At 61.6% G+C, this 20,712-nt stretch carries 22 protein-coding genes and 5 tRNA genes; 21 read left to right on the plus strand and 6 right to left on the minus strand.

The annotated features are described in order from the left end of the window. Positions 1 to 121 precede the first annotated feature (121 nt). The 6 genes from HMPREF1249_RS01105 to tsaD are packed head-to-tail and all read left to right on the plus strand — an operon-like array spanning position 122 to position 4,946. Positions 122 to 931: an LptA/OstA family protein gene (locus HMPREF1249_RS01105; protein WP_008522352.1), complete on the plus strand. Its 810-nt coding sequence runs from the start codon at positions 122 to 124 to the stop codon at positions 929 to 931. After that, the gene (gene lptB / locus HMPREF1249_RS01110; protein WP_008521988.1) at positions 928 to 1,665 is read left to right on the plus strand and encodes an LPS export ABC transporter ATP-binding protein; all 738 of its coding nucleotides are present in this window, start codon (positions 928 to 930) and stop codon (positions 1,663 to 1,665) included. The genes HMPREF1249_RS01105 and lptB overlap by 4 nt, the downstream gene beginning before the upstream one ends. A gap of 20 nt (positions 1,666 to 1,685) precedes the next feature. Next, entirely contained in the window at positions 1,686 to 3,221 is a 1,536-nt protein-coding gene (murJ, locus tag HMPREF1249_RS01115; protein ID WP_021775700.1) for a murein biosynthesis integral membrane protein MurJ, read from the plus strand. Further along, positions 3,218 to 3,751: a hypothetical protein gene (locus HMPREF1249_RS01120; protein WP_008521990.1), complete on the plus strand. Its 534-nt coding sequence runs from the start codon at positions 3,218 to 3,220 to the stop codon at positions 3,749 to 3,751. The genes murJ and HMPREF1249_RS01120 overlap by 4 nt, the downstream gene beginning before the upstream one ends. Before the next feature lie 5 nt (positions 3,752 to 3,756). Continuing rightward, a complete protein-coding gene (locus HMPREF1249_RS08005) occupies positions 3,757 to 3,933 on the plus strand; it encodes a zinc ribbon domain-containing protein (RefSeq protein WP_008521992.1) in 177 nt (58 codons plus the stop codon). After that, on the plus strand, positions 3,885 to 4,946 hold the full coding sequence (gene tsaD / locus HMPREF1249_RS01125; protein WP_008521993.1) for a tRNA (adenosine(37)-N6)-threonylcarbamoyltransferase complex transferase subunit TsaD: 1,062 nt from the start codon (positions 3,885 to 3,887) through the stop codon (positions 4,944 to 4,946). Before HMPREF1249_RS08005 ends, tsaD begins: the two co-directional genes overlap by 49 nt. 56 nt (positions 4,947 to 5,002) lie before the next feature. Here the strand turns inward: tsaD and HMPREF1249_RS07965 are convergent. The 5 genes from HMPREF1249_RS07965 to HMPREF1249_RS01145 form a co-directional block, all read right to left on the minus strand. After that, positions 5,003 to 5,101: transfer RNA gene (locus tag HMPREF1249_RS07965), tRNA-Sec, on the minus strand. Positions 5,102 to 5,153: 52 nt separating this feature from the next. After that, complete coding sequence (locus HMPREF1249_RS01130; RefSeq protein ID WP_008522000.1) at positions 5,154 to 5,552, minus strand: J domain-containing protein; 399 nt, start codon at positions 5,550 to 5,552, stop codon at positions 5,154 to 5,156. A 10-nt stretch (positions 5,553 to 5,562) separates the two neighbouring features. Further along, positions 5,563 to 6,396, minus strand: a complete 834-nt coding sequence (locus HMPREF1249_RS01135) for a purine-nucleoside phosphorylase (protein ID WP_008522002.1) — start codon at positions 6,394 to 6,396, stop codon at positions 5,563 to 5,565. Further along, the gene (locus tag HMPREF1249_RS01140; RefSeq protein WP_008522004.1) at positions 6,393 to 7,319 is read right to left on the minus strand and encodes a tyrosine-type recombinase/integrase; all 927 of its coding nucleotides are present in this window, start codon (positions 7,317 to 7,319) and stop codon (positions 6,393 to 6,395) included. The genes HMPREF1249_RS01135 and HMPREF1249_RS01140 overlap by 4 nt, the downstream gene beginning before the upstream one ends. 79 nt (positions 7,320 to 7,398) lie before the next feature. Further along, positions 7,399 to 7,881: a YbaK/EbsC family protein gene (locus HMPREF1249_RS01145; RefSeq protein ID WP_008522005.1), complete on the minus strand. Its 483-nt coding sequence runs from the start codon at positions 7,879 to 7,881 to the stop codon at positions 7,399 to 7,401. A gap of 191 nt (positions 7,882 to 8,072) precedes the next feature. On the opposite strand from HMPREF1249_RS01145, the gene HMPREF1249_RS01150 reads away from it, so the two are divergent. The 8 genes from HMPREF1249_RS01150 to HMPREF1249_RS01185 all read left to right on the plus strand — a co-directional run bounded on the left by HMPREF1249_RS01150 (position 8,073) and on the right by HMPREF1249_RS01185 (position 13,573). Continuing rightward, complete coding sequence (locus HMPREF1249_RS01150; RefSeq protein WP_008522006.1) at positions 8,073 to 8,489, plus strand: hypothetical protein; 417 nt, start codon at positions 8,073 to 8,075, stop codon at positions 8,487 to 8,489. Between the two features lie 253 nt (positions 8,490 to 8,742). Further along, positions 8,743 to 10,104: a magnesium transporter gene (gene mgtE, locus HMPREF1249_RS01155; RefSeq protein WP_008522008.1), complete on the plus strand. Its 1,362-nt coding sequence runs from the start codon at positions 8,743 to 8,745 to the stop codon at positions 10,102 to 10,104. Between the two features lie 137 nt (positions 10,105 to 10,241). Then, on the plus strand, positions 10,242 to 11,507 hold the full coding sequence (gene mgtE / locus HMPREF1249_RS01160) for a magnesium transporter (protein WP_231286765.1): 1,266 nt from the start codon (positions 10,242 to 10,244) through the stop codon (positions 11,505 to 11,507). 27 nt (positions 11,508 to 11,534) lie between these two features. After that, positions 11,535 to 12,944 (plus strand): TolC family protein, encoded by a 1,410-nt coding sequence (locus tag HMPREF1249_RS01165; RefSeq protein ID WP_008522354.1) that lies wholly within the window; start codon positions 11,535 to 11,537, stop codon positions 12,942 to 12,944. Then, the gene (locus tag HMPREF1249_RS01170) at positions 12,925 to 13,227 is read left to right on the plus strand and encodes an MTH1187 family thiamine-binding protein (protein WP_008522011.1); all 303 of its coding nucleotides are present in this window, start codon (positions 12,925 to 12,927) and stop codon (positions 13,225 to 13,227) included. Before HMPREF1249_RS01165 ends, HMPREF1249_RS01170 begins: the two co-directional genes overlap by 20 nt. A gap of 82 nt (positions 13,228 to 13,309) precedes the next feature. After that, positions 13,310 to 13,385, plus strand: a tRNA-Thr gene (locus HMPREF1249_RS01175). A gap of 23 nt (positions 13,386 to 13,408) precedes the next feature. Further along, positions 13,409 to 13,494 (plus strand) — tRNA-Tyr (locus HMPREF1249_RS01180). A gap of 3 nt (positions 13,495 to 13,497) precedes the next feature. Then, positions 13,498 to 13,573 (plus strand) — tRNA-Thr (locus HMPREF1249_RS01185). A 105-nt stretch (positions 13,574 to 13,678) separates the two neighbouring features. Here the strand turns inward: HMPREF1249_RS01185 and HMPREF1249_RS01190 are convergent. Next, the gene (locus tag HMPREF1249_RS01190) at positions 13,679 to 14,431 is read right to left on the minus strand and encodes an SIR2 family NAD-dependent protein deacylase (protein WP_021775690.1); all 753 of its coding nucleotides are present in this window, start codon (positions 14,429 to 14,431) and stop codon (positions 13,679 to 13,681) included. An 81-nt stretch (positions 14,432 to 14,512) separates the two neighbouring features. Between HMPREF1249_RS01190 and HMPREF1249_RS01195 the strand changes: the two genes are divergently transcribed. From HMPREF1249_RS01195 to HMPREF1249_RS01225, 7 genes are all read left to right on the plus strand, one after another. Beyond that, positions 14,513 to 15,886 carry a uracil-xanthine permease family protein gene (locus HMPREF1249_RS01195; RefSeq protein ID WP_008522357.1) on the plus strand — a complete coding sequence of 458 codons (1,374 nt, stop codon included), beginning with the start codon at positions 14,513 to 14,515 and terminating at the stop codon, positions 15,884 to 15,886. Between the two features lie 67 nt (positions 15,887 to 15,953). Further along, a complete protein-coding gene (locus HMPREF1249_RS01200) occupies positions 15,954 to 16,445 on the plus strand; it encodes a ferritin (RefSeq protein WP_021775751.1) in 492 nt (163 codons plus the stop codon). 58 nt (positions 16,446 to 16,503) lie between these two features. Beyond that, positions 16,504 to 17,313 (plus strand): TIGR02757 family protein, encoded by an 810-nt coding sequence (locus tag HMPREF1249_RS01205; RefSeq protein ID WP_021775707.1) that lies wholly within the window; start codon positions 16,504 to 16,506, stop codon positions 17,311 to 17,313. Beyond that, positions 17,310 to 17,936, plus strand: coding sequence for a 3'-5' exonuclease (locus tag HMPREF1249_RS01210; protein WP_008522020.1), 627 nt, complete (start codon positions 17,310 to 17,312; stop codon positions 17,934 to 17,936). The genes HMPREF1249_RS01205 and HMPREF1249_RS01210 overlap by 4 nt, the downstream gene beginning before the upstream one ends. A 13-nt stretch (positions 17,937 to 17,949) precedes the next feature. Continuing rightward, a tRNA-Gly gene (locus HMPREF1249_RS01215) sits at positions 17,950 to 18,025 on the plus strand. Between the two features lie 367 nt (positions 18,026 to 18,392). Continuing rightward, complete coding sequence (locus tag HMPREF1249_RS01220) at positions 18,393 to 18,719, plus strand: hypothetical protein (protein ID WP_008522361.1); 327 nt, start codon at positions 18,393 to 18,395, stop codon at positions 18,717 to 18,719. After that, positions 18,706 to 20,706, plus strand: coding sequence for a V-type ATP synthase subunit I (locus HMPREF1249_RS01225; protein WP_008522363.1), 2,001 nt, complete (start codon positions 18,706 to 18,708; stop codon positions 20,704 to 20,706). The genes HMPREF1249_RS01220 and HMPREF1249_RS01225 overlap by 14 nt, the downstream gene beginning before the upstream one ends. Positions 20,707 to 20,712 lie beyond the last annotated feature (6 nt).

A 20,712-nucleotide genomic window follows, 5' to 3' on the forward strand; every position in this document is an offset into this window, starting at 1 on the left:
TCTGGGTTCGACAATCGATGCTTCCTGCGAAGACCTCAGCCGTTAAAACAGTTATAATGACACAAGACAAGTTACTGCAGGACGGCGGAGCTGTCCTCAAACGCAGATGGGAGTGTCAGAGATGAGAAAAAGCGTTTTAGCTGCCCTAGCTGTGTTGCTGTTCTGCGCCACACCGGCCCGTTGTTCGCAGATGACCCTGACGGCAGAGAAGCTGGACTACGATATGGATTCAGGTCACGGGACGGCGGCCGGCAAAGTAACGCTCGTCCGAGAAGGGCTGACGGTCACGTCAGACCGGGCCGAGGCGTGGTCGAAGGAGAAAAAGGTTCATCTGTGGTCCAACGTGAAGGGCTCGGGCGTCCAAGACGGGACGCCGTTCACGTTCTCGGCTGAGGACGCGACGGCTGATTTTTCCGTGCCGGGCAACGGATATCACATGAAAGGCAACGTCTTGCTTCAGCGCGGACAGCAGTACTTGGACGCGGCCGAGGCGGACGTGCGGGAAGGAAAATTCTGGGCAAAACAGGTGGCCCGGCTGGCGGACGAAAAACAGAAGACTGAGTTGAAGTGCGACGCCGTCAACGGTCAGTACGACGATGGGGGCGTCCTGTCCGCCGAGGCGAAGGGGAACGCCTACCTGCGTCACAAGGACGAAAAGGACGTCCTGACGGAGATCTGGGGCGACGTGATGACCTACGATCGGACGAAAGACATCGTGACCGTGACCGGGAACGCCCGCGCAGTTCAGCAGGATCGGACGCTGAAGGCCAATCGGCTCCTTTACAGCATTTCATCGGGGAAGTTGACCGCTGTCGGAGGCACGCAGATCGTTGTCGACGTGCCCGAGCAGACTCAAAAGAAGCCGGCACAGCCTGCTCAGCCAGCCAAGCCGGCTAAGCCAGCGCAGGGAAAGAAGAAAGTGAAGCGATGACCGAAAGTCATAACAAGCGGCTTGCCGCTCGAAACCTGACGAAAAGTTTCCGCCGCCGCAAAGTGGTGGACAACGTGTCCATTGACTTTGCCTGCGGCGAGGTGGTCGGACTGCTGGGGCCTAATGGGGCGGGCAAGACGACCAGCTTTTACATGATCGTCGGGCTGATTTCTGCCGACTCGGGCGAGGTGTACCTTGGCGACACGGACGTGACGAAGATGAAGGTGTACGAGCGGGCCCGCGCCGGCATCGGCTACCTGCCGCAGGAAGCGTCGGTCTTTCGGGATCTGACGGTTCGGCAGAACCTTGAACTGGTTCTGGAGGAGCGGGGGGCTAGCAAGTCGGAGATCGCTTCCGAGCGGGATCGCCTGCTGGAGGAGTTCGGTTTGACCCGGCTGGCTGATGAGTTCGGGTACTCCCTTTCGGGCGGCGAGCGCCGTCGGGTCGAAATTGCTCGGGCTTTGGTCAATAAGCCGGATTTTATCCTGCTGGACGAGCCGTTCAGCGGTATTGACCCGATCGCCGTCAGCGAGATTCAGGAGATCATTCGGCAGCTGAAGTCCCGGGGCTTTGGCGTGATGATCACCGATCACAACGTGAGGGACACTCTGGCGATTACCGACCGGGCGTATCTTATTCACCTTGGGCAGATTCTCGTGCAGGGCAAGCCCTCAGAAATCGCGTCCAACGAGATGGCCCGCAAGTTCTACTTAGGGGAGCGCTTCTCGCTGTGACGCCGCACCGAAGCGGCCGTATGGTGCGCAACGCGCTGGTCATGATGCTCGGCACACTGGCAAGCCGGGTGCTGGGACTTGCCAGAGAAATGGTGACTGCCGCGCTGTTTGGAGCGTCGGCCGCCTTGGACGCGTTTTTCGTGGCGTTTACCCTCTCCAATTTGGCCCGCCAGCTTCTGGCCGAAGGCGCGCTGTCGGCGGCGTTCGTGCCGGTCTTCTCCCGCGTTCTGTCCGAATCGGGAAAGGACCGGGCGGCGCGGCTGGCCCGACGGGCGTCAGCCGTCCTGATTGCTTCCTGTTCGGCCGTCGTCGTCTTGGGAATCCTCCTGAGTCCCGCGCTGGTGAAGGTCATGGCTCCCGGCTTTTCGGGACAGCAGTTCCAATTGGCCGTCGCTTTGACCCGCCGCATGTTCCCTTTCCTGCTGTTCGTGTCAGTCGCCGCGTTGGCTATGGGGGCGCTGAACAGTTTGGGAAGCTTTTTTGTCCCCGCTCTGGCTCCAGCTCTGAGCAACGTGGTTTTCATCACCCTGACGGCTCTGCTGGCCCGTTCGCTCGGCGTGGAAGGGATGGTCTGGGCCGTGCTGGCCGGCGGGGCGGCTCAAATGGTCTTTCAGGTCTGGTGGCTTCGCCGGAAGGAAGGATTGTCCCTTTTGCCGGCAGTCCCTGAACGGTCGGACAGCGACCTGCGGCGGATGATGGCGCTCTTTTTGCCCTACGCCTTAGGGCTGTCGCTCAACCAGCTCAACCCGGTTTTAACTCGGGCATTCGGCTCGTTTTTGCCCGACGGCACCATTTCGGCGCTCAACTACGCCAACCGGATCATTCAGCTGCCGCTGGGCCTTGTGGTGGTGGGCATTTCTCAAGCCGTTCTGCCTGAGCTGTCCCGGGCGGACGGGGACGACGCGTTCTGCGGCGCCCTGTCTGACGCCCTGCGGTTCAGCCTGTTTTTGGTTCTGCCCGTCACGGTCGGCGGATTGCTTTTGAGCGGCGAGTCGGTTCACCTGCTGTTCGTCCGTGGCGCGTTTGACCGGGCGGCGTGGGACCTGACGAGTCAGGTCCTGTTCTGGTCCCTTCTGGGGCTGCCCGGCATGGCGTGCGGCACCGTGGTCATGCGGGGCCTGTACGCTCGGCAGCGGCCTCGCGACGCGGTCCTGACGACCGGAAGCTGCGTTGGCTCGCTGTTTCTCTTCGGCCTGCTGCTGGCCCGTCCGTTCGGCGCCCGCGGTGTGGCGCTCGCCGGTTCTTTGGCCTTCACCGTTTCGCCGATCGTCGGCGCGCTCCTTTTACGGCGGTGCGTCCCGTCTCTGGGGCGGGTGAACTGGAAGCGGTTGGGCGGTAGTTTGGTTCCTCCGGCCGCGTTGGGCTGCTGCTTGGCGGTCTGGAAGCTGTTTTTGCCCTATGACGCCGGTTGGGGGCTTGCGGTCCGGTGCCTCTGGCTTGTCGGCTGTGCCGGGTCCGCCGGCGCCGTTTGGTGCGCCACTGGCCTTCTGATGAAACGGGACGAGTGGACGATGCTTCGTTCGGCGATGATCCGCCGAAAAGGAGGAAAAGCATGAAGTTCTATCGGGGAGCCGCGTGCCTTCTCGCCGCTTTTTTGGCGGCGTCGCCGGCGTGGGGTGCGTCAAACTTGGAGGCGCTGAAAGAACCTCGGTCAGCAGTTATCTACGTCGAAGGCCAGAAGGTGGCCGACGTGATCGTCGGCTCTAAAGCGAAGGTGACGTTCCTCTACGTCGACGACAAGCTGAAGAAGGAAATGGAACGGAACCTGCAGCAGCTGTCGTCTGTTGAGGAATGGATGCTGTCGGACGCCGTCAAGGCCCGGGTGAAGAAGATGGTCCCGGTGATCGTCACCTGCGAGGCGTTCGGTCACCTTTACTTCGCGCCCGAGTCCGTGTCGGTGAACGGCGAGCCGGTAACGCGCCGTCAGCTTTTTACGAATCTGGACGCCCGGACGGTGGGGGACGTGGCGCCGGATGACTTCGTCTGGTTTGTCATCGGTCTGCCCAAGTCGACTGCGGCGCCTGGGCAGAAGATAACCTACTCTGTCGGCGAATGGAAAACTGACTTCACAGTTCCGGGGAGGTGAGGGGAATGGCTCTTCACGTGTTTCGCTGCGTCCTGTGCGGACACAGGTTTGAATCCGACCGCGCGGGCGTTAAGTGCCCGAAGTGCGGCTCCCGCACGCTGGTCCACGAGAGCGGGGACTCGCTGAGAGGCAAGTGCGGCTGCGGCGGTTCGTGCTGCTCCTGCTCCGGGTGTTCCCATTGAGCGACGGCTTACTGTTAGCCATTGAGAGCAGCTGCGACGACACGTCCGTTGCACTCGTTCGAGGACGGACGGCGCTCGGGTGGCTCATCTCCAGCCAGATTGAGCGACACAGCCCGTTCGGCGGCGTCGTGCCCGAGTACGCGTCGCGAATGCACCTTGAAGCCCTTCTGCCTCTGACCGAGCGTCTGATGAAAGAGGCGGCAGTTTCTCCTAGAGACTTGGACGGAATCGCCGTGACCTACGGTCCCGGGCTCATGGGGTCGCTACTGGTGGGCGTCATGGCGGCCAAGGCGCTGAGCCAGGTCTGGGGCGTCCCGCTGATCGGCGTGAATCACTTGGAAGGCCACCTGTGCGCCGGGTTGGTCTCGTCTCCTGACTTGGACTTCCCGTTCCTCTGCGCCGTCGTCTCGGGCGGACACACTGAAGTCCTGCTGTGCCGCGGCCCCGGCGACTATCAGCTGGCGGCCCGGACGAGGGACGACGCGGCAGGAGAAGCGTTCGACAAGCTGGCTAAAATGCTCGGCTTGGGCTATCCAGGCGGGCCGGTGGTCGATCGGCTGGCAGCCGGAGGGAGGCCCGACGCGTTTGACCTGCCGCGGCCGAAGTTCGACGGCTCAATGGACTTCAGCTTCAGCGGGCTGAAAACGGCGGTGCTGAACATGGTGAACCACTGGCGTCAGCGCGGCGAGGAAATTCCGACGGAAGACCTGTGCGCGTCGTTTCAGCAGGCCGTTGTGGACGTGCTGATCGATCGGCTGGAGCAGGCCGCGGAAAAGACGGGCGTGAGGTCCGTCGCCATCTCCGGCGGCGTGGCGGCCAACTCGCGGTTTCGGGAAGCCGTGTCGTCCCACCCGGGGTGGAAGGCCTTCGTGCCGCCCAAATCGTACTGCACCGACAACGCGGTGATGATCGGCGTCGCCGGCGGATTGTCCCTGAAAGCCGGCCGAACGAGCGACCTGACGCTCTCGCCCGATCCGTCGCTGGACGTCACAGCCGGACTGTCGTCGTTGTAAGAAAGACAAAAGCGAGCCGTTCCCAAAAGGGAACGGCTCGCTTATTTGTGTCATAGTGGCGGAGGCGTGTGCGAATCGAACACACCAAGGACGACTCAAATCGCCCCTCGCGCGGGTTTGAAGCCCGGGGCGGCCACCAGGCCACATTCGCCTCCGAAAACTCAAATATTGTACCCTAGATAGGCGCGTCGTTCAACTGTTGAGCGGTTAAAACCCGCGAAGGCGCCGCAGAGTCTGATAGGCCTCCTGAAGCTCTTTGAACTTCTGGGCGGCCAGCTCGGAAAACTCTTGATCTTTCAGTTCGGAGAACCGATCAGGGTGATACTTGGAGACTAGCTCTCGATAGCGCTGTTTAATCTCTTGGTCTGACGCCGTCGGGCTGAGACCGAATACCTCCCACGGCGACTTATGCGGGCGGCCCGGCGGACTCGTCGTCCAGCTCTGTCCGCCCTCGGCGCGATAGGGGCCGGAGAGGAACGAGCGGACAAATCGGCGCCAGTCGAATTTTTGACCGCTTCTCGCCATATCGCGCCGCATGGACCGAATGAACCAGCCGATGAAAAGCGGCACGATCAGCAGCCGAAGAAGTCGGACGACGAAGGCCATCGTCGAAAGGTTAAGCGGTTTGGGACAGCTTGGACGCGACGGAGAGCAGCAGCGACGTGAGAGCTCCGGCGGTCCGGTCCATGGTGTCCAGGACTTCCTGTTCGGTCAGCGCGTTGCCTGTGATACCCGCGGCCGCGTTGGCCACGCAGGACAGACAGGCGATTTTCATGCCCATGTGTCGGGCGACGATGACCTCAGGCACGGTGGACATGCCGACCACGTCGGCGCCCAAGAGCCGCCCCATGCGAATCTCGGCGGGCGTCTCGTAGGACGGGCCGCTCATCGCCAGATAGACGCCCTCGTGGGTCGGTATCCCAAGCTCGAGGGCGCAGCGGGATATCAGCAGCCGAAGGTCCGGGCTGTAGGCGGTTGTCATGTCAGGGAACCGGGGGCCCCACGACGGTTCGTTCGGGCCGGTCAGAGGGTTGCGTCCCATCAGGTTGATATGGTCCCGGACGATGATGATATCCCCGGCCCGGTACCCTAAGTTGATGCTTCCCGACGCGTTGGTGGCGATGAACGTCTTGACGCCCCAAGCGCCCAGAACTCGGACGGGGAACGTCACGTCCTCCATTGAATACCCCTCGTAGGGGTGAAGCCTGCCTTGCAGAGCGGCGACGGTCATGCCGTTCACCGAGCCGATGACCAGCCGGCCGGCGTGTCCCGGCGCGGTGGAAAGAGGCCAGTTGGGGATGTCGCTGTACGGGATAACCTGTTTTTCTTCCAGAGACTCGGCGAACGCCCCGAGTCCGCTTCCTAAAACGATGGCCAGCAGGGGCTGACGCGGCTCTTTGCCCTTGATGAACTCAAGAGCGTCTGTGACCAGTTGGCGGTACGATGTCATGAGATGTCCTCCGTTTGTCCGCCCAGTCGGGCGTGGGGATGGCAGCGGTCGTAGACGTCCCGCAGCTCCAAATCAAAGTGAGTGTACTTTTCCGTGGTGCCGATCGAGCTGTGGCCTAAGAACTCCTGCAGGGTCCGAAGGTCCATGCCCCGGCGTAGCAGCCGCGTGGCGACCGAGTGGCGCAGCACGTGAGGGTGAAGCCGAGCCTTGGCGACCCCGGCCCGTTCTCCCCGTCGGCGGATCAGCCGCCACAGGTCAATGCGGGTCAGCCGGTCGCCGGTTCGGCTGGCAAACAGGAACGACCGGGCGCCACCTGTCGGATGACCGTCGGCGCGGACCGCCAGCCACTTGGTCAGCCAGTCGGCCACGCTGGCTCCGAAGGGGACGGACCGGTCCTTGTTCCCCTTGCCGCGCACGTGAAGGAACCGGGTGTCCATGTCGACCGACGCCAGAGTCAGCGAGCAGATTTCAGAAGCCCGCAGACCGCAGTCGGCGAGGATCTGAAGGATCGTCCGGTCCCGGACGTCCATCCAGCTCTCGCCGGAGCAGCTTTCAAGAAGCCGGTCGATCTCGCCGTCAGAAAGCACTTGAGGCAGGCGGCGGGGCTTGTCCGGCAGCGCGGGAAGCCGAAGGGCGCTTGCTGCCGCCGAGCCGGTGCTCTGCCGATAGCGAACCCAGCTTCTCAGCGCCGCCATGGTCTGCTGAACTGTGCTGGACGCGAGGTCCTGTTCCCGCATCGCGGCGATGAACCGAGGAGTCGTCGCGTCGTCGGGGCTCATCGGGTCGGCGCCGGACGTCTCGCACCAGCTGCGCCACTTGGCCAGAGCCCGGGCATACGATCTGACGGTATGGTCGCTGCTCTGCCGCTCAAAGCGCAGGTAGTCGGCGAAATCGTCGGCCGATCGGTCAAATTGTTCGTTCATGAGCTCTCCTTCGTCCGCTTTCGCTCCCGCGGCGCACAGTGCAGGGGACGTCCCAAACGGCCTGATGAGGCGCGGCCGATTATTTTTGAGGGGCGTCGGATTTTTTCAGCGCGGCTCGTCGGCCGCCGGTGTATCGGGCGAGGTCGTCAGGGCTGATCGGGAAGAAGTGGTGATCCGTCCCAGCGGCGGCCCAGACGGCTGGGTAATTCCACAGGTCCTCGTCCAGAAGCGCCGGCAGCTGCTCGTCGTAACCGACGGGCGGCACGCCGCCAACGGCGTAGCCGAAATGTTCCAGCACGTAGTCCGAAGGGGCCATGGAAACCTTTTTCCCGCCCGAGGCGCGCTTGACCGCGCCGGAGTGAACCTTGTTGCTTCCCGACATGAGGACGAGCCACGGCGAGCCGTCGATGAGAAAGATCAGGCTTTTGAGGATCTCCCCTTCGGTCACGCCGACGGCTTTCGCCGCGTCCGACACGGTGAAGATAGTCAGTTCGCTGTAGGTGATGCCCTGTCCGTACCCTAGGGCCGTGAGGGCTTTCTGAACTCGCTCGACTGGGTTCATCGCGGCGGCTCCTTTCAGGGATGATATTTTTATCTTAGGCTGGCCCGGCGGTTCTTGCAATCCCGCCGGTTGCGGAAAGGAAAACTTGTGAAACGGTTTCTCTGGCGCGCCTCGCGGGTTCGTGGAATAATACGGCTGTACGGCGGGGCCGCAGGGGCCTTCGCGAGTTTCGGACGAACGGAGAATGACCCATGAAGCTCTTAAAAATTATCCCAGCGGCAGTCTGCGCGGCGGCCATCCTGTGCTCGCTGAACGCCTGGGCGGGGGATTTGAACGGCGACGCGGCGCTTTGCCAGATTGTGTTGGACCGAAGCGGCGCCAGCAAGCAGGAGTGGAACCGCTCGGCCAAGGCGGGCATGACGCTGGAGGACTTTCTCCTGTCCAAACTGATCATCGACCGTCTCAATCAGCCCGACGGGGACCTGACCGGCGTGTATCGAATGAGAAAGGCCGGCAGAACCTACGAGAAGATCTGCGAGGCGATGAACATTCAGTGGCCCCCGATCTTGAAGGAGTTCAACGATCAGGTCGATCAGATGAAGAAGGACGCCGAGGCGCAGGGGCTGACGATGTGGCGCCTGAATCAAAATTTGAAGACGACGGACTGAAGGCGGAGGGCGAAGCTCAACCGCCTTTTTTGTCCTCTGGCGGCGCCCGTCATTGACGGTCATTTTAAAGCAAGTGTATGATGATAGACAGCCGCCTATGGCGCGAAATTTTGCGGGTGCAGAAAGAACGGTGATGATATGGAACAAGGCTCATTATCGGCAGACCCTGTACCGATAAGTACACCGAACGTACCGTAAAAACGAGGCGGCGGCTTTCCGCGTCGGCTCGTGTTGACGTGGAAAGGAGTACGAGATGATCTCGAGAGAGCGCGAACTCATCGAGCAGATTCGAGAGCTCATCCAGGCGAAGGAGTTCCGCCGGGCCAAAGAAATTCTGTCCGGCGTGGAGCCTGTCGATATGGCGGAGTGTCTCGGCCTGCTGCCGCCGGCGGAACTTGTGTTCTTTTTCCGCCTGCTGCCCAAGGATATGGCGATCGACGTTTTCGAGCTGCTGGACACGGACGTTCAGCAGACGTTTTTGCGTCATGCGTCGGACAAAGAAGTGGCCGTCATGTTGGAAGATATGTCCGACGACGACCGGACCGAACTGTTCGACGAGCTGCCGGCCAAAACGGTCAAGGAGCTTCTGCGGCAGCTTTCACCGCAGGAGCGTGCTCTGGCCAACCGGCTGTTGGGGTACCCGCAGGACTCGGCAGGCCGGATCATGACGCCCGAATATATCGACTTAAAAGCGGCCGCGACCGTTCAGGAGGCGCTGGATCGGATTCGCCAGACCGCGCCGAATAAAGAGACGATTTACACCTGTTTTGTCACCGACCCGTACCGGCACCTGCTGGGCGAAGTTGACTTGGAAGACCTGCTTCTGGCCGACCCTGACGCCCTTGTTGGCGACGTGATGGACCCGGCGCCTATTTGGATTTTGACGACCCAGGACCAGGAAGAGGCCGCCAAGGTCATTTCCCAGTACGACCTGTACTCGCTACCGGTCGTCGACTCGGAAGAGCGGCTGGTTGGGATCATCACCTTTGACGACGTACTGGACGTGGTCGAAGAAGAGGCCACCGAGGACTTGGAACTTCATGCCGGTATCCAGCCGATGGACGAGGACTACTTGGACGCCAGCGTGGTTACGCTGGTGCGCAAGCGGTTCACGTGGCTTGTGATCTGTATCTTCGCCGAGTCGCTCACGTCGGCGGTTCTCAGGTATTTTGAGCCGGTCATCAGCCAAGCGGTGACTCTGACGTTTTTTGTGCCGCTGCTCATTGGGACGGGCGGCAACTCGGGCACCCAGTCGGCCACCGTGATGGTCCGCAGCATCACGCTGGGAACCGGCAGCTGGCGCAACGCCGGGGAGACGATTTTGCGCGAGACCGGCGTCGGGGTGACGATGGGCGTCGTGCTGGGGATCTTAGGGCTCCTTCGCGCCGTTTCCTTGGGCGTTGGGCTGCCTGTGACGCTGGCGGTCGGCGTGGCGCTGGCGGCCGTCGTGCTGATGGGAAACTTAGTCGGCACGCTGCTGCCCCTCGTGGGGCACTCGCTGGGAATTGACCCGGCAATTATGTCAGGTCCTCTGCTGACTACCGTGGTCGACGTGTGCGGGCTGATGGTGTATTTCGGGATCGCGCAGGCGTTCCTGAAAGTCGCCTCGCTATGAGAACGGAGGCTGAGCCGATGAGCTGTTTGACTTGCGCCGGCTGGGTCTTCGGGAAAGAAGCGTAGACCATGGCGGCGCCGCACCGCAACAATTTCAGAGGGGTCTTTGAGCGCGGCGACAGGGAAACCTGCGTTCGAATGCTAAACCGGCTGCCCTCGTCAATGCTGAAGGAAGAGCTCCGCCACCTTCATCCGCGGCGGGCGCTTTTGCTGTGCAGTTACTTAGAGCCGGCCCGCTTCGTGGCGCTGCTCAAGGACTTGGACCGAAACGAGCGGCAGAGAATCCTGTCCAGCGCGACGGTGAAAGAGCTTGGCAACTTGGTTCTCGCGCTGCCTCAGACGACGATCATGACCCTGCTGGACGAGCTGCCGGCCCGGCTCACCCGCGACGTGGTGGGCGCTTTGCCGGTCAAAGTCCGCCGAGAGGTCGAAAAAGCCCTGCCGTGGCCCGCTGAGAGCGTCGGGCTTTTAATGACAAAAGGGTGGGTGCAGCTCCTGCCGACTGACAGCGTCAAAGACGCCATCGGCCGGATACGGACCGGCGCGGAAAACCGGGAAACGGCCCGCAGCTGCTTCGTCGTCGACGAGGACGGTCAGTTCGTCGGCTCGGTGCCGTTGGAGGATATCGTCCTGTCCGACCCGGACCGTCCTGTGATGGAGCTGCTCGACCCGAATCCCTGCCAAGTCTCGCCTCTGACCCCGCAGGACGAAGCGGCCCGGATCATGTCCCGGTACGATCGGGACGTGCTCCCCGTGGTTGACGGCGGCCGGTTGATCGGGCTGCTTACCTTCGACGACGTGCTGGACTTGATCGATCAGGAAAACGCCGAACTGTTCCTTCAGATGGGCGGTCTGTCGTCCGGCGAAGAGCAGGAAAGCCCGAGCATTCTGCGCCAAGCTCGGCGGCGTCTGCCCTGTCTGCTCCTGTGTCTTGTGACCGGCATTATGACTACCAGCTTGATGAAGTCATTTGAAGAGGCGCTGAGCACTGTGGTTGCCCTGTCGTTCTTCATTCCCCTTCTGGTGGACACGGGCGGCAACACGGGCTCTCAGGCGTCGGCCTTGGTTATTCGCAGCATGGCGCTCGGCCAAATGCCCGATTCAACGGTCTGGAAGGTGCTCGTCCGCGAATTGGTGACCGGCCTGATGTTGGGCCTTGCCATGGCTGCTATGGCTGTCGGGCGGGCTTGGATGATGGGAACCCAGCCGCCGATATGGATGGTCGTGGCGAGCGGCATGATCGCTGTTGTGACGCTGGCGAACGCCATGGGCACGCTTCTGCCGTTTGCTATCCGGCGGATGGGCTTTGACCCGGCGCTCCTGTCGGGGCCGCTTCTCAGCACCATCGTAGACGTCGCAGGACTGGCAGTTTATCTGGGAATTGCGGCGCGCTTTCTGCTGTAAAGCGCGCGGCGTGTGGGAGGGTATCAGATGAAGAAGCTGTTCCTTTTTGTGGAGTTATGCCTGCTGTTTGCCGTGCCTGCGGCGGCTTCTCCGGTTCTGACGCCTCAGGAGGCCGTGAGGCTGGCGTTGGAACACAGCCCGCAGATTCAGGCGGCGAACCGTCGGTTCGACGCGGCTCGAGCTGCCATCGATCAGGCACGATCGGACAAAATTCCGCACCTGTTCGCGTCCCTCGGCGGCTCGTGGCAGGGCGAGGACGGCAAGATTCCGGCGTTTGTCAGGGTTCAAGGTGCCGCGTTGGGGCCCTTAGGCACGCCCATCGGCACGGTCGTTGGCGGAGGAGCCGGGTACGCGCTTGACAGCTTTACCGAGGCATATGCGGCTGAGCTTGGCGTGCAGTGGCTCGTCTTCAGCAGCGGCGCCGTGGAAAACTCCGTCGCGGCAAAAAAATGGGCTGCCCGAGGGGTTGACGCCCAGACGGAACGGGTCCGCCAGACGATCGCCCACGAGACGCTGGCCTGCTGGTATGGCTTGCAGAGAGCCAGAGCGAAACGGGCGGTGGCTCAGGAGATCTACGACTTGGCGAAGGAACATCTGGACCAAGTGAACACGTTCTATCGCCACGGGGCGGTGGCCAAACACGACGTGCTTCGCACCGAAGCGGCTGTGGCCGAAAGTCAGCTGGGGCTGATCACTGTGGACAACGCCGTTCAGCTGGCGTGGAAGGGGCTGGAACGCCTTGTAGGAATCAGTCTGCAGGGCTGCTACGACCTGCCGGAGCCGAACGGCCGAGGCGTCGCCCAGCTGGATGAGCCGGGCGAGGACGACGCGGCCCTTCGCCCCGAACTGGTCGCTTTAGGGTGTTTGAAGCAGGCGGCGAACGCGTCGGCCAAGGCGGCTCACGGGTCTTTAGGTCCTAAACTGCTCGCCAAGGGTTCTCTTGTCGCGCAGGGGCGGCAGTTTTGGCCAAACGACCGGCAGGACTGGGAGGTCGGGCTGGCTCTTCGTTGGGACTTCTTCGACGGCGGCAAGGCGTCCGCTCAGGCCCGGGAGGCTAAAGCCAAGGCCGCTGAGGCCGACGCCCAGATCGAGGACGTGAAACGCCAGATCGACATGGAGATCGCCCAGTCGCGGCTTAACATGACGTCGGCAATCAGCCGGAACAAAGTGGCGGTTCAGCAGGAAAAAAGCGCTTCTGAGGACTACCGTATCGCGCTCGTGCGGTACAACGCGGCGGTGGGGACGAACTTGGACGTTCTCGACGCGCGGGCTCAGCTGTCCAAAGCCCGCAACGGCGTCGTTGACGCACTGTACGATTCTCTTCTGGCACGGAACGACTACTGGTTCGCCTTGGGGGGCGACCCGTTGGACGAAACGTTTATGTCCGGAGCTTGGAGCTCGGAGAAGGGAGAAGAACATGCCAAAAGTCATCGCTGAAGTGACGGTTGTGCCGGTCATTCCGGGACCGGGAGGGTACAGCCCGTACGTGGCGGCTGTGGAGAGGACGCTTCGGAGTTTTGACCTGAAAGTGCGTCTTACCCCGATGGGCACGGTGCTGGAGGGGGAACTTGACGAGGTGTTGAAGGCGATCCGCGCCGCTCACGAGGCGCCGTTTGGCATGGGGATCATGCGGGTTGGAACGACGATCCGAATCGACGACCGGCGGGACAAAGAGCTCACCATGGACGGGAAAATTCACGCCGTGGAGGAAAAAATTTAACCGATCAAGCCCGTTCAGCCAAAGTGTATGGCGTCTGCCGGTTGACAAGGGCCCGAAAGTCGGTATAATACACAGCGTTCGGGCCGGCGTAGCTCAGTTGGTAGAGCGGCTGACTTGTAATCAGCAGGTCACCAGTTCAAATCTGGTTGCCGGCTCCATTACTACGCCAGCGTGACCGAGGGGTAGTGTGGCCGAGTGGTCAAAGGCAGCAGACTGTAAATCTGCCGGCTAGCGCCTACGGTGGTTCAAATCCACCCGCTACCACCACTAGCCGACTTAGCTCAGTCGGTAGAGCACCTCCATGGTAAGGAGGGGGTCTCCAGTTCAAGTCTGGAAGTCGGCTCCAGTCATTGCGGCTCCCGCGCAAAAGCGCGGGAGCCTTTTGTTTTGCAGAAAAGCCGGCCCTTCTGCCGCTCGCGGCAGAAGGGCCGGCCATTTGTGTTCGTGACCGTTAAGGGAACGTCACAAGCCTTGACAGCTGGGTGAAAAAGTCGTCCAGGTCGCAGTCGGCCTGAAGGATCTCCCTGCTGCGCGGGTAGGAAAGGTGAACCGCCCCTTTGTTGACGATCACCACCGGCGCGGGGCAGAGGGCGGGAACGGAACAGGCCGGAGCGACGGTCAGCGACGTGCCCAGCACCAGCATGAAGTCCGCCGCCTCGGCGGCGGCGAACGACTCGCTCAAAAACTTCACCGACTCGCCGAAGAACACCACGTCGGGCTTAATGACGCCGCCGCAGGGACAGTGAGGCACGTCCTGTTCGGCAAGAAATTCGTCCAGCTGGGCCGCGGAAAAACCTCTGCCGCACCGCAGACACGTGTTGGTCGCCACCGTGCCGTGGACTGGGAAGACGCGCTTTGAGCCGGCGGCCTCGTGAAGTCCGTCGAAGTTCTGAGTCACGAGGGCTACCAGCCGGCCGGACTGCTCCCACTGGGCCAAAAATCTGTGGGTGACCGTCGGCCGAATGCCCGCCAAAATTTTTCGCAGCTGGCGATGGAACCGATAGTAGTACGACGGATCCTCATAAAACGCGTCGATGTCGAAGAGACGGGAAGCGTCCACGTCGGACCGACGGTACAGGCCGTTCGGTCCTCGGAAATCCGGCAGACCGGCGTCGGTGGAGACTCCCGCGCCGGTAAAGGCGACGGCTCGGCGGGACGCGGCGACCAGTTCGGCGCACCGCTGAAGAACTGACTGAACAGACATGGGGAACCTCCTTCATGATTGTGCAACCGTTTTCACACAAAATATGATATAATCCCTCCAGAAAAAAAGAGGAGGGTCATGATGAACAAGAGAGTACTCGTCTATGGCGTTGAAGACAGACCGTCCATGCCGGTCATGCTGCTGGCCGGGGCTCAGCACGTGCTTACGCTGTTTGGCGCCACGACGCTCGTGCCGCTGATTTTCGGCCCTGCGATGGGCATGTCGCCGCTGCAGATCGGCTTCTTTATCAGCTGCGTCTACCTGTCGATGGGGATATGCACGCTCGTCCAGACCAGCCGTCTGGGCTCCCGTCTGCCGATCGTTCAGGGTTCCAGCTTCAGCTTCATCCCGCCCGTGATGACCGTCATCGGCATCTACGGATCGCAGGGGCCGAACGTCATCATGCAGTATCTGGGCGGCTCGCTGATCGTCGGCGGTCTCGTGATGGCCGTGTTGGGGTACTGCGGCATCGTGGGCAAACTGCGCCGGTTCATCGGCCCCCTGACCATGGGAACCACCATCATGGCAATCGGGTTCTCTCTGGCCCCCGTCGCCGTGGGCAGCAACGCGGCGAAGTTCTGGCCCGCGTCGCTGGCGGTCGTCGCGCTGATCTTCCTGTTCAGCCTCGTGGTCAAGCGGGTCTACGTGAACATCTTCTCGATTCTACTCAGCGTGGTGGTGGTGTATCTGGTCTGCTTAGCCCTCAGCGCCACAGGCGTTCTGCCGCCGGATCACCCGGTCTTCATCAATCTTACCACCGTCAGAGGGGCTCATTGGCTGCAGTTCACCGGGTTGGCCCCGTGGGGGATGCCCAAAATCAGCTTCGTCTCCATGGGCGCCGTGCTTGCTGGGTTCTTCTCCGTGTTCATCGAAAGTCTGGGCGACTACTACAACGTGAGCAACGCCTGCGGGCTGCCGGATCCGTCACCCGAAGTCATCAATCGGGGCATTGCCGCCGAGGGAATCGGCTGCATGGTGGGCGGCCTGAGCGGCGCGGTCGCCTGCACGTCCTACACGGAGAACATCGGCCTGATCAGCCTGACCGGCGTGGCGTCCCGATGGGTCGTCCGAACCGGCGCGGTTCTTCTGATCCTGATGAGCTTTGTCGGCAAGTTCGGCGCGCTGGTAGCGACGGTCCCCACGCCGATCATTGGCGGATGCTACATCGCGCTTTTTGGCTGCATCGGGGCGCTGGGCATTCAAGCGCTGCTCCGGGCGGACATGCACTCCCAGCGCAACGTGATGATCATCGGGTTCTCGTTCCTCATGGCTCTGGGGCTTCCCGGCTGGGTCGAGGCCCATCAGGCGGCATTCTTCGAGCTGGGGATCATCGGTCAGGTTCTGTGGGCGCTCGGCAAGACGGCCATGGCCGTAGCGGGCATCTCATCGTGCCTTCTCGATAATCTGATCCCCGGGACGGCCGAAGAACGGGGCATGGCGACGACGAATCACTAGTTTCACTCTTGCCGGCTCCAGAGGGGGAGACTAGGCTGTAAAAAAGCAAGAAGGGAGAGGGATAGGGATGAAACTTTCTGATAAGCTTTACAAAGCGCTGAACGATCAGGTGAACGCCGAGATGTACTCGGCCTATCTGTACCAGTCCATGGCCAGCTGGCTGACCGCTCAGGAGCTACCGGGCATGGCCGGTTGGATGGCCCATCAGGCCAAGGAAGAGATGGAGCACGCTTTCAAGATCTACCACTACATCGAATCCCGCGGCGAGCAGCCCAAGCTGACGGCTATCGAGGGGCCCAAGACGTCATGGGAAAGCGCCTTAGCCGTCTTCGAGCAGGCGCTTGGCCACGAGCGTCACGTGTCCGACCTCATCGCGTCGATTATCAAGCTCGCCCGTGAGGAAGAGGACTTCGCCACGGAAACTCTGATGAGCTGGTACATCAACGAGCAAGTGGAAGAAGAGGCGAACGCGACGCGGAACGTTCACGCGGTCTCCTTGGGCAAGGGCGACGCAGGAAAGCTTCACCTGCTGGACGCCGGCTTCGTCAGACACGAATAAGTTCACAGCCGAAGAGGGGCCCGAGATCGGGCCCCTCTTTTTTTGAAGGAGTGTGCTTATGGCCAAACGGCTTTCTAAAAAGCGCCTGTCCTGCCTGCTCGAGTCCCTGTACAGGACGTACAACAGGAGAGAACTCATCAGCCCGGATCCGCTTCAGTTCCTCTACGAGTACAGAGAGCCGGAGGACCGGGAGCTTGTCGGGTTCGTCGCGTCGTCTCTGGCATACGGGCGGGTTGCCATGATCCTGTCCAGCGTCGCGCGTCTGCTCGCTCCGCTGGGCAGTCATCCCCGGGCTGCGCTGGCCGACGCGACCCGTTCGAGCTTGATAGACAGTTGGGGAGATTTTAAGCACCGGTTCACCCCAGTCGCCGAGGTGGCCGACGTCCTGTTGGCCGTTCGGGACGTGATTGGCGACGGGACGATCGGGAGCTGGATTGGGAAGAGTTTTTCCCGCACGTCCGACCTGACTGCCAGCTGGGACGAGTTTGCCGGAGCGGTCGAAGATCAAGCCGGCCGCACCAGTCTGGTGTGCCGTCCCAGCAGGAAAAGCTCCTGCAAGCGGGCGTTTTTGTTCATGCGCTGGATGGTTCGGCATGACGGCGTTGACCCCGGAGGCTGGGACGACGTCCCGCCGTCGGCGCTGGTCGTCCCGTTGGACACGCACATGTTCCGCGTCGCGCGGCTGTTCGGCCTGACCCGTCGGAAGGGAGCCGGGCTGGCGACGGCGCGGGAGATCACTGAGGCGTTTCGGCGGTTGCGGCCCGATGACCCGGTGAGGTATGATTTTACCCTGACCCGGTGGGGAATACGCCCTGACATGACCTATCGGGAGCTTGAACGGATTGCCGAAGGAGCTGATGAGCCGTGAACGACGAGGCCTTTGCTTGGGAGACTGGATACGTGGCGCTGGACATCGAGACGACCGGCCTGTCACCGAGGAGCTGCTCCATCATCGAGGTGGGGGCTCTCAAGTTCGTTCCCGGCAAGAAGGGCGAAGAGTTTTCCTCGCTCATTGATCCGGGCTGCCCTATCCCGGCCAGCGGCAGATCCATTCACGGCATAACCGACGACATGGTGGCCGGTCAGCCTCGGGTCGAAGAGGTCATCGCGGGACTGCTGGACTTTGTCGGCCCCGCGCCGCTCGTTCTCCACAACGCGCCGTTTGACCTAAGCTTCATCGCGCCGGTTTTAGACAAGCTGGGCCGCAAGTGGCAGGCGATGACGGTGTTTGACACGCTTCCTCTGAGCCGAGTCGCCTTCCCCGGGCTGCGAAGCTACAGTTTGGAGTCGCTGAGCGACTTTTTCGAGTTCAAAGAGGGCGTTCATCACCGGGCGCTGTGCGACTGCTGGTACACCCAGCAGCTGTTCACCCGCTTCCTTGAAAAGGTCGATCAGCTGAGGTGCCTCGAATTGGCCGATCTGGCTCACGAGTACGGAGATTTCCGGCTCCTGACGCCGGGCACTTGCCAACGCATGGGCCCTGCCATATAATTGCAAAATAGTTGCGGATGTAGCTCAGTTGGTAGAGCATCAGCTTCCCAAGCTGAGGGTCGCGGGTTCGATCCCCGTCATCCGCTCCAACTGATTTCTCTCCCCGCCGGTCACGAGACCGGCGGGTTTTTTCTTTTCTCCCGCAATGGGCTCCTTCGCCGCGGCTGTGAATCGTCAGACGGCGAGAGCTTGAAGGGGAAGCCGTCTTTGGGGGACCGCGCAGTTCAGAAACGGCAAAAGGCGTCGGAGAGTTCTCGCGGGAAAACAGGTGATACGCGAACGGTTCTGTGCATTTGCGACAAAATAGAGACAACGTGATGGGCATCTCTGCTGAAAGTTCGCTGAAACTTTGATCGAAGCTGAATTTGAATTGACATCTCGTTATTTCACCAATAGAATCTAACTAGTTGTAACCTGCGTCTTTGTGTATACACAACGACGGAAGGAGGTGGAATGATGGCGACGAATTTGACCGATGAGATTCGTGCCCTAGAGGAGGCCGCGGCAAAACGGGTGTCCGACGCCGAGGCTCAGGCCGCGTCATGTGTGGCGCGCGCCAGGGACGAGGCGGCGAAGAAAGTGAAAGAGTCCCGTCAAAGCCTCTATCGGGAGTATCGGAATAAGGTCGAGAAACTGGAGAAAGAAGCGGCTGACCAGGCAGCCGGCCTGGTAGATCAGGGGAAAAAGAAGGCGGCGGAGTTCGTCAAAGCCCACGAAGGACTTTTGGCGAAAACGTCCAAGTGGGTTGCCGAAGAGGTGATGTCACGCTATGGCCGTAGCTGAAGTCAAACGAATTGAGCTTCACGTGCTCCGGTCATCTCTTGAGCCGGTCATGGCCGCCCTGCAGTCTTGGGGCCGGTGCGACGTGTCCGAAAAAGCCGCTTCCGACGTCCCTGAAACCTTAGCCGAGTCCGCGTCTGACTACGAGTCGGCCCTTGCGGACCTCCGGTACGCCATTCGTTTTCTGACGCCTCGGTACGACGATCCGACGAGCTCGATCGCCCGAATGCTCGGCGACCGGGATCGGCTGACGATGGACCAGCTGATGCGGCTGAAAGACTCAACGGACGTCCCGGCGCTGGTCGGTCAGGTCCGGGAGAAGGAACGCCGTCTTTTAGAGCTCAAGTCAGCCAAGGAGCAGACCCGTCAGGTGATCGACGTGCTGCGGAACTTGTCCGACCTTCCCTGCCCGCTGTCGCTCTTAACTCAGGGCACCAAGCGGGTCGCCGCCTTTTTAGGGCAGGCGTCGCCGGAAGCCCTGACGGTCTGGAAAGACGCGCTGGCTGAGGCGCTGGGTTCCGACGCCGACGTGACCGTTCACCTGCCGGCAGACAAAAAGGTGGGAACCCCGTGGGGGCTTGCCATCTACCTGCGCGAGCGGGAAGAAGAGTTTACCGCTGTGGCCCTTCGGTGCGGCGTGGCTCGGCTTGAGCTGCCGGAAAATTTGGCCGGATCTGTTTCTGAGGAAATCGGGGGCCTTTTGGCTCAACTGGACGAGATGACGGCTCAGGAACGGGCCGTGGAGAGTGAGCTGACCCAGTTTGCCGTCGAGCATATGACGGTCCTTCGTCAGCTGGCAGACTGTTATCAGATTTTGGAAGACCGGCGCGAGGCCGTCGCTCGGGGCGAAAAAACGGCCCAGACGGTGGCCCTTGCGGGCTGGGTGCGCAGCGCCGACGAGGCGGAACTAAAGCGCGTTTTAGCGCCGTGGGAGCGGGAGATCGACCTGCAGGTTCACGCGCCGCAGGACGGCGATAATCCGCCTGTGACGCTGGAAAACCCGAAGTTCGCTCAGCCCCTCGAAATGCTCACCATGCTTTACGGGGCGCCGGTGTACGGTGGGGCCGACCCGTCGGTTCCGATGTTCCCGTTCTTCCTGCTGTTCTTCGGGCTGTGCTACGGCGACGCGGGATACGGCGTCGTTGTGGCTGCGATTACTTGGTACGTCCTCCACAAGTACCGGTCAATGTCCGAAGGTCCGTATCGGTTCATCAAGCTGATTTTCTATTCTGGCATCGCCACGATTATCGTGGGCGCTCTGACCGGCGGTTGGTTCGGCAATATGGTCGACGAGTTTCCCTTCCTGTCGTTCCTCCGGCCGGTTGTCCACGGCATGGCGGTCATCAACCCGATGGAGCAGCCCATGGTCATGCTGGGGCTGTCCTTGGCTTTAGGGCTGGTGCACATCTTCTACGGTTTGGCGATCGCGTTTTACACCAACGTCCGCCACGGCAAAGTTTTTGCCGCGGTAGCCGATCAGGGCGGCTGGGCGCTGCTTTTGATCGGACTTCTGTCGCTTGGGGCTTCGACTCAGGTCCCGTCGCTGGCTCCGGCCGGCAAGCTGCTGGCTTTGGGCGGCGCCGCGCTACTGATCCTCACGCAGGGGCGGGAGAAGCCCACGCTGTTTGGCAAACTGACCAGCGGCGTGCTGAGCCTGTACGGCGTCACTTCTTACTTGGGTGACGTGCTGAGCTACAGCCGCCTGCTCGCTCTGGGGCTGGTCGGCAGTGCCGTAGCGATGATCATCAACCTGATGTCGTCCATGGTGGCCGGCGTGCCGTATGTCGGGTGGGTGCTTGCCCTGCTGCTGTTCTTCGGCGGGCAGATTTTCAGCATGGTCATCAACATCTTGGGGGCGTTTGTTCACCCCCTGCGCCTTCAGTACGTGGAGTTTTTCGGAAAGTTTTACGAAAGCGGCGGCACGCAGTTCGAGCCTCTAACGTACCGAACCGAGTACGTCACTGTGGCCGAAAACGACGGCAGAGCCTAGCCGCCT

The sequence above is a fragment of the Jonquetella sp. BV3C21 genome (genome assembly GCF_000468895.1).
GTDB classification, from domain to species: Bacteria; Synergistota; Synergistia; order Synergistales; family Dethiosulfovibrionaceae; genus Jonquetella; species Jonquetella anthropi.